This window comes from Pseudomonas sp. LB3P93 (genome assembly GCF_054898025.1).
The window spans coordinates 2,699,397-2,712,260 of record NZ_CM142713.1 but is presented as its reverse complement, the minus strand read 5'-3'; the positions used below and the strand labels follow the sequence as shown (position 1 = coordinate 2,712,260).

Annotated in this window: 11 protein-coding genes and 1 pseudogene; 3 read left to right on the top strand and 9 right to left on the bottom strand. The window is 59.9% G+C overall.

Going from position 1 to position 12,864, the window contains the following annotated elements; translation table 11 throughout:
* The first annotated feature begins 123 nt into the window (after positions 1-123).
* From ACYZT8_RS12210 to ACYZT8_RS12200, 3 genes are all read left to right on the top strand, one after another.
* Positions 124-372 carry a hypothetical protein gene (locus ACYZT8_RS12210; protein WP_461981414.1) on the top strand — a complete coding sequence of 83 codons (249 nt, stop codon included), beginning with the start codon at positions 124-126 and terminating at the stop codon, positions 370-372.
* 159 nt (positions 373-531) lie between these two features.
* Positions 532-762, top strand: a complete 231-nt coding sequence (locus tag ACYZT8_RS12205; protein WP_461981412.1) for a hypothetical protein — start codon at positions 532-534, stop codon at positions 760-762.
* A 131-nt stretch (positions 763-893) separates the two neighbouring features.
* Positions 894-1,133: a DUF2789 domain-containing protein gene (locus ACYZT8_RS12200; RefSeq protein ID WP_033057641.1), complete on the top strand. Its 240-nt coding sequence runs from the start codon at positions 894-896 to the stop codon at positions 1,131-1,133.
* Between the two features lie 137 nt (positions 1,134-1,270).
* Here the strand turns inward: ACYZT8_RS12200 and ACYZT8_RS12195 are convergent, their stop codons facing one another.
* From ACYZT8_RS12195 to ACYZT8_RS12155, 9 genes and pseudogenes are all read right to left on the bottom strand, one after another.
* Entirely contained in the window at positions 1,271-2,494 is a 1,224-nt protein-coding gene (locus ACYZT8_RS12195; protein WP_461982434.1) for a methyl-accepting chemotaxis protein, read from the bottom strand.
* A 598-nt stretch (positions 2,495-3,092) separates the two neighbouring features.
* Positions 3,093-3,497 (bottom strand): TraR/DksA C4-type zinc finger protein, encoded by a 405-nt coding sequence (locus ACYZT8_RS12190; protein WP_133836065.1) that lies wholly within the window; start codon positions 3,495-3,497, stop codon positions 3,093-3,095.
* A gap of 327 nt (positions 3,498-3,824) precedes the next feature.
* Complete coding sequence (locus ACYZT8_RS12185) at positions 3,825-4,847, bottom strand: ABC transporter permease (protein ID WP_461981409.1); 1,023 nt, start codon at positions 4,845-4,847, stop codon at positions 3,825-3,827.
* Positions 4,848-5,092: 245 nt separating this feature from the next.
* Positions 5,093-6,658, bottom strand: coding sequence for a sugar ABC transporter ATP-binding protein (locus tag ACYZT8_RS12180; protein WP_461981407.1), 1,566 nt, complete (start codon positions 6,656-6,658; stop codon positions 5,093-5,095).
* Positions 6,659-6,728: 70 nt separating this feature from the next.
* Complete coding sequence (locus ACYZT8_RS12175) at positions 6,729-7,655, bottom strand: sugar ABC transporter substrate-binding protein (RefSeq protein ID WP_461981405.1); 927 nt, start codon at positions 7,653-7,655, stop codon at positions 6,729-6,731.
* Positions 7,656-7,812: 157 nt separating this feature from the next.
* Positions 7,813-8,865: a Gfo/Idh/MocA family protein gene (locus ACYZT8_RS12170; RefSeq protein ID WP_461981403.1), complete on the bottom strand. Its 1,053-nt coding sequence runs from the start codon at positions 8,863-8,865 to the stop codon at positions 7,813-7,815.
* A gap of 147 nt (positions 8,866-9,012) precedes the next feature.
* On the bottom strand, positions 9,013-10,023 hold the full coding sequence (iolG, locus tag ACYZT8_RS12165) for a bifunctional inositol 2-dehydrogenase/D-chiro-inositol 1-dehydrogenase (RefSeq protein ID WP_461981401.1): 1,011 nt from the start codon (positions 10,021-10,023) through the stop codon (positions 9,013-9,015).
* 33 nt (positions 10,024-10,056) lie between these two features.
* Positions 10,057-11,988, bottom strand: a complete 1,932-nt coding sequence (gene iolD / locus ACYZT8_RS12160; RefSeq protein ID WP_461981399.1) for a 3D-(3,5/4)-trihydroxycyclohexane-1,2-dione acylhydrolase (decyclizing) — start codon at positions 11,986-11,988, stop codon at positions 10,057-10,059.
* Positions 11,989-12,055: 67 nt separating this feature from the next.
* Positions 12,056-12,857 (bottom strand): annotated as a pseudogene (locus ACYZT8_RS12155) (TIM barrel protein).
* Positions 12,858-12,864 lie beyond the last annotated feature (7 nt).

The window sequence follows — 12,864 nt, the reverse complement described above, 5'->3', positions numbered from 1 at the left end:
TAAAAAATTGCTTTAGATGAACACCATTCGCCCACTAGTGAGGGTGATTCTAGAGCAGCCATGCTCACCGAGACTACCCAAAACGACGTACACACGTCGGCAAAACAATGAAAAGGACTTCACATGTGCACAATGACTCACTTCGCTTCCTCCCAGGCACCGCGCGTAAACAGCTCCGCGCCCTTGCTCCCGGTGGTGTTCCAGCCACATGAGTTACAGCCGGAAAGCTTTGTGCTGCCACGCTTTCAAGTAGTACTGGCCGGTAACGCCTTCTTCCATATCAAGGAAATTTCCACGGGCCGTGTAAGAGGTTTCCGTGGATGCCATAACGAAGCCTGCGCCCTCGCCCGCTCACTCGAGTCTCGCGCCTGACGTATTCGTCCGCGCTCATGCCTATAGACGTTTCGTCACACCGGCGACTTAACTCAGCCGCCGGCAGGCAACTACTGCCATACTGCCCGACCAATGAAATCCGTCCTCAGGACGGACGGCGTTCAATACAACAACATATTTTCAAGGGAAGGCAGCTACGTGACGGAATTTGATATCGGTGAATTTTTTATCCGGGGCGAAGCCAGAGAGGTCGAAGGCGAATTCCAGGCAGTCATCATCATGCGCGCCAAACCACCGTTGACCACGGTGACGTATCACCAGGTCGAGAAGGATCGCTGGTTCAAGACCTCGGACGTCGCCGCCGTTGCCGCCCAGGAAGCCGCCAAGGAGCTGAAGCTTGCCGTCGATAACGGTGCATTGAAAGCCTGATCGTCGGATTTGCCGTCTATGCTCTCTCCTGCTATCCACATCGTGATCGAACTCCTGAAGCGCGGCCCCCTCAGATGCAATGACGCCGCACCTCAGATCTCGCATTCGACGCGACACGCAAGGAGATGAAGATGGATTCACCTACACACGACTTGAAAGGTTTGTTCGACCAGCTCGGCCTGGACTCCAGCGAGAAAGCCATCGACGATTTCATCGCCAGTCATTCCCCCTTGGCCGACGACAAGAAACTCATCGATGCCGAGTTCTGGACGCCGCAACAAGCAGGCTTCCTCAAAGAACAATTGCGCGAAGACGCCGATTGGGCGCGGGTGGTCGACGACCTGAACCTGCGCATGCACCAGATTCACTGACCCGCCTATCTTGAGCCAACGATCAACCTGTGGCGAGGGAGCTTGCTCCCGTTGGACTGCGTAGCAGGCCCAGCTTGGGGCCGCTTCGCAGCCCAACGGGAGCAAGCTCCCTCGCCACAAAAGCCAGCATCACGCCTCTAGCGAGGACTTTCGGGCTTGTAGCCCAAGCGCAATCCACCCCAATGCCGGCCCTTGAGCATGATCGGCACCGAGAGGTCGTGCATCAGTTCGCCGGTGTCGCGGGTGTAGGTCTGCAACAACACGGGTTGCTGATGGCTGCCACAGCGGATGCCGGTGCGGTCGGCGAATTTGCGCTTGGTGCGGTTTTGTACCGTATCGACCTGCGCGTCGCCGGTCAGCGGCTGACTGAAGAGTGTGTTGTGGGTCGGCACGTAACCCTGCTGGGTGCAAGCGATGGCAAACACCAGGCCTTCATGGCGCGGCAACAACGGTTCCTGGATCGCCGGCAAGACTTGATCGGTATAACGATCGAAACGGGTCTGAAATTTAGCGGGGCTGGTGTTGGGGATCGCCTGGTAACTGCGATCAAACAGATCATCGAGGCTGACACGACCCTGATCGATATCCGCTTCGAAGCGCGCGGCAATCTGGCTGGCGCCTTCGCGGGCCAGGTCATAAATCCGTTGGTGGTAGTCATCCAGCCCGACTTCGGCGAGGCGCTCGCTGATGGTTTCGGCCTGACCTTCCATTTGCACGGCAGCCTGAGCCAGGCGCTGGGTCTGTTGGTCGCTGACCGCGAGGTCGCTGCGCATCTGTTCGATGGCGTGGAACAGGCTGTCGAGTTGTTCGCGGTTGGTGTCCGCACCCTTGGCGATTTCGCCGACCTGGCTCTCGACGCCGGCGGCCAGACGCGCAATGTTTTCCAGGTGCTGGCCGGTGTGCTCGACCTGCTCGACACCGGTGTCGAGGTCGCTGGACAGCTGCCGGATCTGCTCCACCACTTGCGCCGTGCGTTGCTGGATATCGGCGACCATCTCGCCGACTTCGCCGGTGGCCGTCGCCGTGCGCGCCGCCAGACCGCGAACCTCATCCGCCACCACCGCGAACCCGCGACCGTGTTCCCCGGCCCGGGCCGCTTCGATCGCGGCGTTCAAGGCCAGCAGGTTGGTCTGGCTGGCGATCGACTGAATCACCAGAGTGACCCGTTGAATATCGTCACTGCGCAGGCTCAGTGCCTCGATCAGTTCACGACTGCTGCTGGCGCGCTGACTGAGCTGATGCATGCGGCTGATGGATTCAATCAGCTCCGTACGCCCTGCTGCGCTGCTCTGATGAGCTTCGCTGGCCGCACTGAGGGCTTCGCGGCTGAGTTTGGAAGTGGCTTGTTCGGTCGCGATCATCACTTCGGCGTTGCTGACGATTTGCGCCGCCGCGTCGAGTTGCGATTGCAATTTGTCCGCCAGTTGCTTGACCGAAAAGGCCACGCCTGCGGCCGACAAAGCGTTATGACTGGTGGTGTAGGAAAGATCGCGAGTCAACTCGGCGATGGCACTGGCACCGTCGGCAGGAGTTGCCTGGGGAGTGGCGCGTGAGCGCAGGCGTGGCAGCCAGATAACCAGAATGGCCAGTGGCAGGCAAAGGTAAAGCGACCAGCCCCCCAGCGCCATGCCGCACAGCAAAAGCATCAGGGCGATGGTTTGCAGGGTTGGCGTCAGCCAAAGGTTTTTCGGCAAAAACACTGGTGCAGGCACTGCCGCAACCAGAGATCCGTCTCTCGTCATCTTCGTCACCCCATGTACCTTCTAATTGTTGTCCAGGCATTAAACGCCACTACAAGGCCATTATCTATGGTCCATTAGTAGTGGGCGTTGCAGCAGATCAACAGAAGTGGCTGAGATTTTCGCAGACGGCAAAAAGCATCGCGGGCAAGCCCGCTCCCACAAAGTTCACGATGAACCTGTGGAAGCGGGATTGCCCGCGATGCGGGGCGTTACGGAATCAGGCCTGACGCTGGTGCTTGTCGATCTGTTCGTGACGCTCTTGAGCTTCGATGCAGTACTTGGTGGTCGGGCTGATCAGCAAACGCTTCAGGCCGATGGCCTCGCCGCTGTCGTCGCACCAGCCGAAGCTGTCTTCTTTGATGCGTTCCAGAGCCTGTTCCAACTGAGGCAGCATGCGCTGGTCGCGATCGATCGCGTTCACCAGCCAAGTGCGCTCTTCTTCGACAGAAGCAGCGTCGGCCGGATCGGCTGGGGTGTCCAGGCTCTCGATGGCGATGCGGTTCTGTTCGATGCGCTCATGGGTTTCGACTTTCATGTTCTGCAACAGCTTGGAGAAAAAAGCATGTTGCTCGGCATTCATGTAGTCATCCGCCGGCATGGCCAGCAACTTGTCCTTTGTCATTGATATCTCTATAAAAAAACGTGCATTAAGGCGAATTAGGGAGCATTCCGGCGGACCTGGTCTGGCCATCGGAAAGGCGCCGTTTATTCCAAGCGCCACCCGGCACTCAATTTACGAGGGGCGGCAGTCTAAGGCCGACTTGAGGCCTCAGCAACTGAAAAGACAGCGAATTTGTCCGACAAAGCCCGGAAAGTGCTCTACGGCAGTCTTTGCGATGGTTATCGGAGTGCGTTTATAGCAAGAAATTCAATCGAGCGGCTGTATAGAGAAGACAAACGGCTGCGCCACGCGGGTCAGGCGTGGCGCATTGGCTGTCTGTTCTACGATTCAGCGCTTGAGTTTACGCTTGTTGCGGTATTGGTCGATCACCACCGCCACCACAATAATCAGTCCCTTGATGATGTCCTGAATATACGCATCAACCCCGACAAAGGTAAACCCGCTGGCCATTACCCCGAGAATCAAGGCACCGATCACGGTGCCGGTAATGCGCCCGACGCCGCCCGCCAGACTGGTACCGCCGATCACGGCCGCGGCAATCGCGTCCAGCTCGTAAGACATGCCCATCCCCGCCTGCCCGGTCGCGGCACGTGCCGAGGCGACCACACCCGCCAGGCCTGCCAGCAACCCGGCGATGCTGTAGACAATCACCAGGTGACGCTTGACGTTGATCCCCGAAGTACGCGCCGCCTGCATGTTGCCGCCGATGGCGTAGGTGTACTTGCCATACTTGGTATAGCGCAGGGCGATGTGGAAGATCACCGCGACCACCAGGAAAATGATCACCGGCATGGCGCCATGTCCGATGGCCGTGTAGGAATCCGAGAGCATGCTCACCGGCTGGCCTTCGGTGTAGAACCGCGCCAGGCCCCGCGCCGACACCATCATGCCAAGGGTGGCAATGAACGGCGGAATTCCGGTGATGGCAATGATGCTGCCGTTGATCGCACCCGCGAGCAGTCCCACGCCGAGCCCGGCGATCACCGGAATCCACACAGGCAAGTCCGTCAGCGAAGGAAACACCGCCCGGGCGAAATCCGAGGTCTGGGCCAGACTGGCCGCGATCATCGCCGACAGCGCCAGCACCGAACCGGAGGACAGGTCGATACCGGTGGTGATGATCACCTGGGTCACGCCAATCGCCAGCAGGCCGATGATCGACACTTGCAGGATCATCAGCACCAAGCGCTGGGAGTTCATCAGGAAGCTCTGGTCGCGCACGATCCAGCCGAAGACTTCGAAGACCAGGCCGATGCCGATCAGCACCAGGAAGATACTCAACTCGGTCGGAAAGCGCCGGCGACTCTTGACCGGTGCCGCTGCTGGTTTGTTTTCCAGTATCGCGTTCATAACCACTCACCCTTCTAATGAATTCCGGCATCGACTACATACCTGTGGCGAGGGAGCTTGCTCCCGCTCGAGTGCGCAGCGCTCGCCAGTTTTACGGTATGTCCGAGACATTGGGGCTGCTTCGCAGCCCAGCGGGAGCAAGCTCCCTCGCCACAGAATCCCTGTTCACCCCTGGACTCTGTTCACCCCTGGACTCTGTGCACCCAGGGACTCTGCTTACCCCTTGGGCTCTGTTCACCCTTGACTCAATGGCGTACGGACATGCCCGAGGCCAGTTGCATGACTCGTTCCTGGGTCGCTTCGCTGCGGTCGAGGGTGCCCATCAGGTCGCCCTCGTGCATGACCATCACTCGGTCGCTCATGCCGAGCACTTCCGGCAGCTCCGAAGAAATCATGATCACCGCCATGCCTTCGCTGGCGAGGTAGGAGATGAGTCGGTAGATCTCGGCCTTGGCGCCGACATCGATACCCCGGGTCGGCTCGTCGAGGATCAGGATTCGTGGATTGGTCATCAGCCAGCGCGCCAGCAGGGCTTTCTGCTGGTTGCCGCCGGACAAGGTGTCGATGCACTGCTCAAGTGACGGGGTTTTCACCCGCAGCTTCTTGCACATGTCTTCGCACAAGACCCGCAGGGCTTTCTGCTGGATGAAACCGTGGCCGGCGTAATGCGGCAGCACCGCCATTTCCATGTTCTCCAGTACCGACAGGCACGGGAACAAGCCGCTGAGCTTGCGATCCTCGGTCAGCAACGCGAAGCCCTTCTCGATGGCCATGTGGGGATCGCTGATGCGCACCACTTCGCCGTCGAGGCGAATCTCGCCGCCATCACTCGGGGTAATGCCGAAAATCGCTTCGGCGACGTTGGTCCGGCCCGACCCCATCAGCCCGGCGATACCGAGGATCTCGCCGGCATGCAGGTCAAAGGACACACCTTTGAAAATACCGTCCAGCTTGAGGTCGCGCACCGACAGCAGCAGATCGCCGATAGGCTTCTCACGCACCGGGAACAACTGGCTCAGCTCGCGACCGACCATCATCGATATCAGGCTGTCGCCGTCCATGCTGTCGGCCCGTTGCAGGCCGATGTAGGCGCCGTCTCGGAACACCGCCACTTCATCGGCGATGGCGAACACTTCATTCATTTTGTGGGTGATGTAGATGATGCCTTTGCCCTGGCTCTTGAGGTCGGCAATGATCGAAAACAGGTGCGCGACTTCCTTGTCGGTAATGGCCGAGGTTGGTTCGTCCATGATCAGGATGTCGGAGTCGTAGGACACCGCCTTGGCGATCTCGACCATCTGCCGTTCGGCGATGCTCAGGTTGCCGACCTGCTCCTCCGGGTCGAGGTTGATCCGCAGGCGTTCGAGCAATTTCGCGGTGCAGCGGTGCATCTCGCGGTGGTCGATCATGTGCAGGCTGTTGAGTTGCTCGCGGCCGATCCAGATGTTCTCGGCGATGCTCATGTGCGGCATCAGGTTGAGTTCCTGGTGGATCATCGCGATCCCGGCCTGAAGTGCTGCCAGCGGCGTGTCGAACACCACCGGTTTGCCCCGCAGGCGCAGTTCGCCGGCGTCCGGCTGGTAGATGCCGGCAATGATTTTCATCAGGGTGGATTTGCCCGCGCCGTTCTCGCCCATCAGCGCCAGGACGGAGCCGGGGCGGACCCGAAGCTGCACATCGGACAACGCCACCACACCGGGAAAACCCTTGCTGACGTTGATGATCTCCAGCAGGTACGGCTCATCGACAGGTGTTGCGGTTGGCTGGATACCCACCAACGGGGTGCTCGAAGCAGTCGCTGAAGCGAACATGATCAGGTACTCCATCAGCAAGGTCGCGGTGGCAACCTTGCGTACTTATTGTTGTTATTGAACAGACGGGCTATTTGAACGTGTCGACGTTTTGCGGAGTGATCAAGCGATACGGCACCCACACGGCCTGTTCAACCGGTTCGTTCTTGGCCATTTTCACGGCGGTGTCAATCGAACCATCCGCCTGACCTTTGGCGTCCTGGAACACCGAGACCGCCATGTTGCCTTTCTTGATCGCGTTCAAGCCGTCCGGCGTGCCGTCGACGCCAGCGATCAGCACACTGCCCTTGTCGACGCCGGCCTGTTGCAGGGCCATCGCGGCACCAATGGCCATTTCGTCGTTGTTGGCCACGACCGCATCGAACTTGCGCCCCTGGGTCAGCCAGTCGTTGACCAGGGTCATGCCTTTATCCCGCAGCCAGGTGCCGGTCTGCTCTTGCTCGATCTTGATGTTCGGGTATTTGGCCAGCACCTCTTTGACGCCTTTGGTGCGGTTGGTGGTGGAGTTGTTCGCGAGGTCGCCCAACAGAATCACGATGTCGCCCTTGCCACCCATCTTGTCGGCCAGGTACTGCATCTGCATTTCACCGGCTTCGAGGTCGTTTGAGGCCACCGTGACCACGCCTTTGGGAAGCTTCAGGTCATCCGGGCGACGGTTGACGTAGACCAGCGGGATGCCGGCCTTGACGGCGGCTTCAGTAATTTTTTTGGTGGCGGCGGTGTCCACCGGGTTGACCACGATGGCATCGACTTTCTGGCTGATGAAGCTTTCGACCTGGCTCAACTGCTTGACCACGTCGCTGCGCGCGTCTTCGAACTGCAACTGGACGCCGTCGGGATAGGACTTGGCTTTCTTGTCCATGGACTCGCGCAGGTAGGTCAGCCAGGTGTCATCGAACTGGGACATGCTGACGCCGATCTTCATGTCGGCGAGTGCAGCGCCACTGGCGAACATCAGGGACAAGGCCAGTGAGGCAAAACGGATCTTGGTCTTCATGAAAAGTCTTTCTCCACATTCTTGTTGGTTTTATGGATGAGGCGTGACGATTTTCAGTAAGCAGGCAAGCGGGAAAAGCGTTGAAATCGAGCGAGTGGCAGTTCGCTGGAAATGACTTTATTGGAATATTATTTCTATATCAACTCATTTTAGAATTTTATTCTGATTTTGTTCCATGACTCTCAAATGGGCTTAATTCCACCACTCGATGGTGCTCGAAGCTCAGTCGCGCAGCGTCTAGAACGCGGGTGGTCGCCAGTGCATCACGGGCGTCCACAGGCAGTGGGCCACCGCTCTGTAACGCGGTTTGTAGCCGCAAATAGAACTGATTCCAGCACCCGCGCTCCGAGGGAACGCGTTCGCGCACTTCTCCCTGTTCGAACCAGCCCCAGCGGCGATGCTCTTCCACGCCCCAGCGTTCACCCTCGGATTTCGGCGAGAGCCCGGCGAGCGCTGAAGCTTCCTGTCCGTCCAGGCCATCGACGCTGTAACAACCTTGGGTGCCGGTCACGCGAAAACGCGGGCCCGGGGTGTTTTGCAGGCAACTGCCGCCCAGGTGCGAGATCACCCCGTTAGCGTGGGTCAGGGACATAAAGAAGCCGTTGTCGAAGACCTGGCCTTTTTCCAGGTAATCCAGTTCGGCGTATACCTTTGTTACCGGGCCGAACAGCAGCAACGCCTGATCCACCAGATGACTGCCCAGATCACGCAGGAAGCCACCGCCGCTGCCGTTGTTTACCGACTGCGGCGAGTAACGCTCGATCCGCGATTCGAAACGGGTGACGTGACCGAGGGCGCCGGACTCGATGAGTTTGCGTACGGTGAGGAAGTCCGAGTCCCAGCGGCGGTTCTGGTAAACGCTGAGCCGTACGCCCTGCCGCTCGGCCATGGTGATCAGGGTCTGGGCTTGCTGCGCATCGGCGGCGAACGGCTTGTCGCTGACCACCGCCACGCCGTGTTCAATACCGTCGAGCACCAGCGCCGGGCGCCCCTTGAGCGGTGTGGAAATCACCAGCACATCGACGCCGGCTTCCACCAGTTGGCCGATGCTGTCGAAGGCCGGCACGCCGGGGTGCTCGGCCGCCAGCAGCTGTCGGCGCTCCGGGGAGCGGGTGACCACGCCAACGAACGTCGCCGCCGGCAGACTGCTGATCAGCGGAGCATGGAAAAACCGGCCGCCATGGCCGTAACCGACAAGTCCGATGCGCATGGATGAATTCTCCTTATAAATAGAACACGGTCACTGTGGGAGCGGGCTTGCTCCGGGCGGCGTTCCGACGATGACGGCAGCACATTCAACATCTATGTGGCTGATGGACCGCTATCGCGGGCAAGCCCGCTCCCACAGGTTTTGGGGTTAGCCGTAGAAGTGTGGGCGGTCTGGCAAGGTGACTTTTACGATCTGGCCGTTGTTTTGGGCTTCGATGCAGGCATCCGCAGCGACGGCGGCGGCGAAGCCGTCCCACGCCGATGGGCCGCCCACCTGTCCCGCTCGCACGCCATCAATGAACGCCTGCAACTCGACGTCATAAGCCGCGATGAAGCGATCCTTCCAGTCCATCAAAATCGCATTCGACAACTTCGCCCCACTGCGCAACTGAACCTGCGAAGGCTCCGGCAGTTTGGCGATGCCGGTCTCCCCCACCACTTCGCACTGAATGTCGTAGCCGTACTGGCAATTGACGAACACTTCCACATCGATGCGCGTGCCCTTGGCGGTTTCCAGCAGCACGATTTGCGGGTCTTTCAAATGCGCGAGGGCCTTGCTGCTCTTGCGCGGGAACACCACTTGCACCGACACGTAATCGTCGTCGAGCAACCAGCGCAGCACGTCAAGTTCATGGATCAGCGTGTCGGTGATCGCCATGTCGGTCTTGTAATTCTCGCCCACAGTCGGGTTGCGATGCGCGCAGTGGAGCATCAGCGGTTCGCCGATCTGACCGCTGTCGATCACCGCTTTGAGGGCGCGATAACCTTCGTCGTATGGGCGCATGAAACCGACCTGCACCAGGCGCTTGCCATGGGCCACTTCGGCCTCGACGATGTTGCGGCAGCCTTCAGCGGTGACGGCCAAGGGCTTTTCGCAAAACACCGGTTTGCCCGCCGCAATCGCTGCCAGCACAAACGCTTCGTGGCTCGGGCCCCAGGAAGTGACGAGGATCGCCTCGACTTCCGGCGCCTGGATCAGCGCGTGGCCGTCGGGGTAGACCTCGGCGGTCAGTTTCAAGTCGGCAACCACCTTGGCGGCTTGCTGCAAATTGATGTCGGTGACCGCAACAACCTGGCTGTTGAGCAAGGTCTGGCTGCAACGACGAATGTGATCCTGGCCGATGGCCCCTGTACCGATAACACCCAGCTTCAAAGACATTTCTGATCTCCTGTTGGAATTTTTGTCGAGCAGTCAGTACTGACGGGCCTTGGCCAGTCGTTCGTTCAGGGTCTTGGCCACCGCATCGGTGCGGGCGCTGGTGGAGACTTGCGCCACGCCGACCCGCCACCACGACAGGTAGCCGTGAATCATGGTTTTGGGCAGCACCTTGATGTCGATCAGCGTCGAAACGGTCTGCAAGCGCGCATCCGCCAGCGCGGCTTTGAGCTCTTCAACGGTGTTCACTTTGTACGTCTTGCAGCCGTAAGCCGCCGCGCTCATGGCGAAATCCACCGGCACGAAGCCGCCATCGAGCTTGCCGGTGTCCGGGTTTCGGAAACGGAATTCGGTGCCGAAGCTGTCCATGCCATTGCCCATCTGCAAGTTGTTGATGCAGCCGAAAGTCATGTTGTCGAGCAGCACCACGTTGATCTTGCGGCGCTCCTGGATCGAGGTCGCCAGCTCCGAGTGCAGCATCATGTAAGAGCCGTCGCCGACCAGCGCATAGACCTCGCGCTCGGGCTCGGCGAGTTTCACGCCCAAGGCGGCGTTGACCTCGTAACCCATGCAGGAATAACCGTACTCGACGTGATAGGTGTTCACGCCCTTGCTGCGCCAGCTGCGCTGCAAATCACCGGGCAGGCTGCCGGCGGCGGCGACGATCACGGCGTCATCGGCGAGGGTTTCGTTGAGCACGCCGAGCACGCGGCTCTGGGTCAGGCACGAACCGGTCAGCTCGATGAATTCGCGCAGGACCGCCGGGTCCATGCGGTCGTTGATTTCCGGTGAGAAGTCTTTGCTCCGGTACTCGATCTGATAGAGACGATCGACCTCCTCGTCCAGTTGCGCCTTGGCTTGGCGCGGTTGATCGCCCCAGCTGGAACGGTAATCGCCCAGTGCATCGGACAGCGCCAGCAAACCGGTTTTCGCGTCTGCCAGTAATTGCACGCCATCCAGTTTCAAGGCATCGCACGGGCTGATGTTGAGGTTGAGAAATTGCACGTCCGCATTCTGGAACAGGGATTTCGACGCGGTGGTGAAATCGCTGTAGCGGGTGCCGATGCCAATAATCAGGTCCGCCTCCTGGGCCAACCGATTCGCCGCCAGACAACCGGTTTCACCGATCCCGCCAACGTTCAGCGGATGGCTGGACACCACCGCACTCTTGCCGGCCTGGGTTTCAGCGAAGGGAATATCGAAACGCTCGGCAAACGCCTGCAACGCCGCGTTGGCGCCGGAGTACTTGACCCCGCCACCGCAAATGATCAGCGGCTTGCGCTTGCCTTTGAACAGCGCCAAGGCATCGCCGAGCATCGCTTCGGTGGCCGGACGACGTTCGATGCGGTGCACACGTTTTTGCAGGAAATAATCGGGATAGTCGTAGGCCTCGGCTTGCACGTCTTGCGGTAAGGCCAGGGTTACGGCGCCGGTTTCGGCAGGGTCGGTGAGCACGCGCATGGCGTGGATCGCCGCGGTCATCAACTGCTCGGGACGGTTGATGCGGTCCCAATATTTGCTGACAGCCTTGAACGCGTCGTTGGTGCTGATGCTCAGGTCGTGGAACTGCTCGATCTGTTGCAGCACCGGGTCCGGCTGGCGGCAGGCGTAAACGTCACCGGGCAACAGCAGCAAGGGAATGCGATTGGCGGTGGCCGTCGCGGCGGCGGTCAGCATGTTGGCCGCGCCAGGGCCGACGGATGAGGAACAGGCGTAGATTTTGCGACGCAGGTTTTGCTTGGCGAAACCGATGGCGGCGTGGGCCATGCCCTGCTCGTTGCGGCCCTGATGGACGATCAGGTCGCCGCTGTCCTGCTCCAGGGCTTGCCCCAGACCCAGCACGTTGCCGTGACCGAAAATGGTAAAGATCCCGGCGACGAATTTACTCTGGACGCCATCGACCTCGATGTACTGGTTATCGAGGAATTTCACCAGGGCCTGGGCCATGGTCAGTCTTGTTGTGGTCATAACCGATCCTTCAATACACCAAAAAAACCTGTGGGAGCGGGCTTGCCCGCTCCCACAGGGATCTTCATTAATCTTGGGAGTTTTGCAGGTGATCCATGCTCGCGCCGATGGCCTGTTGGATATTCGCCAGGCCATGGACACTGTCGGCAAACGGTTCGAACGACAGGTAGCCGCTTGTCGATCTGCGCTGCATTACCGAGGATGTCGCCCTCGCCCACCAGCACGCGGTGGCCGTCGCGAATGGTCGCCAGCGGCGCCTCGGCATCCTCGACGCCGGAGATATGCACCAACCCGGTCAGCTCGGGGAAGAACTCATGCTCGCGGGCCAGGTGGTGGTGAAAGGTGTCATGAACCAGCCGGAACACATCCAGCCCGCCAATCGCCTTGATCGCATCCACCGCCGTACGCTTGAGTCGCAGCGAGCATTCTTCAAACCCCAATGGCTCGATGAATCCGAGAATGCCGTGATCGCGCAGGATCGGCGCCAGTTCGCTCAATGCCGTACGCAGGCCGGATGCGCGCTCTGCTTCGTTTCGCGGGTCGGCGCGATCATTCAGCGGGCACATGACCAAACCCTGCGCGCCGCAATCGCGAGCATAAGCCGCCAGTTTCATGGCCTGCGCCCGGCGCTCGTCATTCCACACATCAAACGGATACAGCGCGTTGATCGACAGCACGGTGATGCCTTTGGCCGCGCACAACTCACGGACACGTTCGGGCGAGGTGCCGTCCTCGATCTCGACCCCTTTAAGGTCGTTGCGGATCTCGATGGCGTCGGCCTTGAGCGACACCGCCAAGTCGATGAACGCCGGCAGGGACAAACGTGGGGCGACCATACGGTTCAGGGCGAAACGCAGGGGCTTGCTCATTATTGTT

What these genes read in the sequence shown, in the direction of transcription:
- ACYZT8_RS12210 (WP_461981414.1), top strand. Translation starts at nt 124, where the DNA reads ATGTGCACAATGACTCACTTCGCTTCCTCCCAGGCACCGCGCGTAAAC.
- ACYZT8_RS12200 (WP_033057641.1), top strand. Translation starts at nt 894, where the DNA reads ATGGATTCACCTACACACGACTTGAAAGGTTTGTTCGACCAGCTCGGC.
- ACYZT8_RS12195 (WP_461982434.1), bottom strand. Translation starts at nt 2,494, where the DNA reads ATGATCGCGACCGAACAAGCCACTTCCAAACTCAGCCGCGAAGCCCTC.
- ACYZT8_RS12190 (WP_133836065.1), bottom strand. Translation starts at nt 3,497, where the DNA reads ATGACAAAGGACAAGTTGCTGGCCATGCCGGCGGATGACTACATGAAT.
- ACYZT8_RS12185 (WP_461981409.1), bottom strand. Translation starts at nt 4,847, where the DNA reads ATGAACGCGATACTGGAAAACAAACCAGCAGCGGCACCGGTCAAGAGT.
- ACYZT8_RS12180 (WP_461981407.1), bottom strand. Translation starts at nt 6,658, where the DNA reads ATGTTCGCTTCAGCGACTGCTTCGAGCACCCCGTTGGTGGGTATCCAG.
- ACYZT8_RS12175 (WP_461981405.1), bottom strand. Translation starts at nt 7,655, where the DNA reads ATGAAGACCAAGATCCGTTTTGCCTCACTGGCCTTGTCCCTGATGTTC.
- ACYZT8_RS12170 (WP_461981403.1), bottom strand. Translation starts at nt 8,865, where the DNA reads ATGCGCATCGGACTTGTCGGTTACGGCCATGGCGGCCGGTTTTTCCAT.
- iolG (WP_461981401.1), bottom strand. Translation starts at nt 10,023, where the DNA reads ATGTCTTTGAAGCTGGGTGTTATCGGTACAGGGGCCATCGGCCAGGAT.
- iolD (WP_461981399.1), bottom strand. Translation starts at nt 11,988, where the DNA reads ATGACCACAACAAGACTGACCATGGCCCAGGCCCTGGTGAAATTCCTC.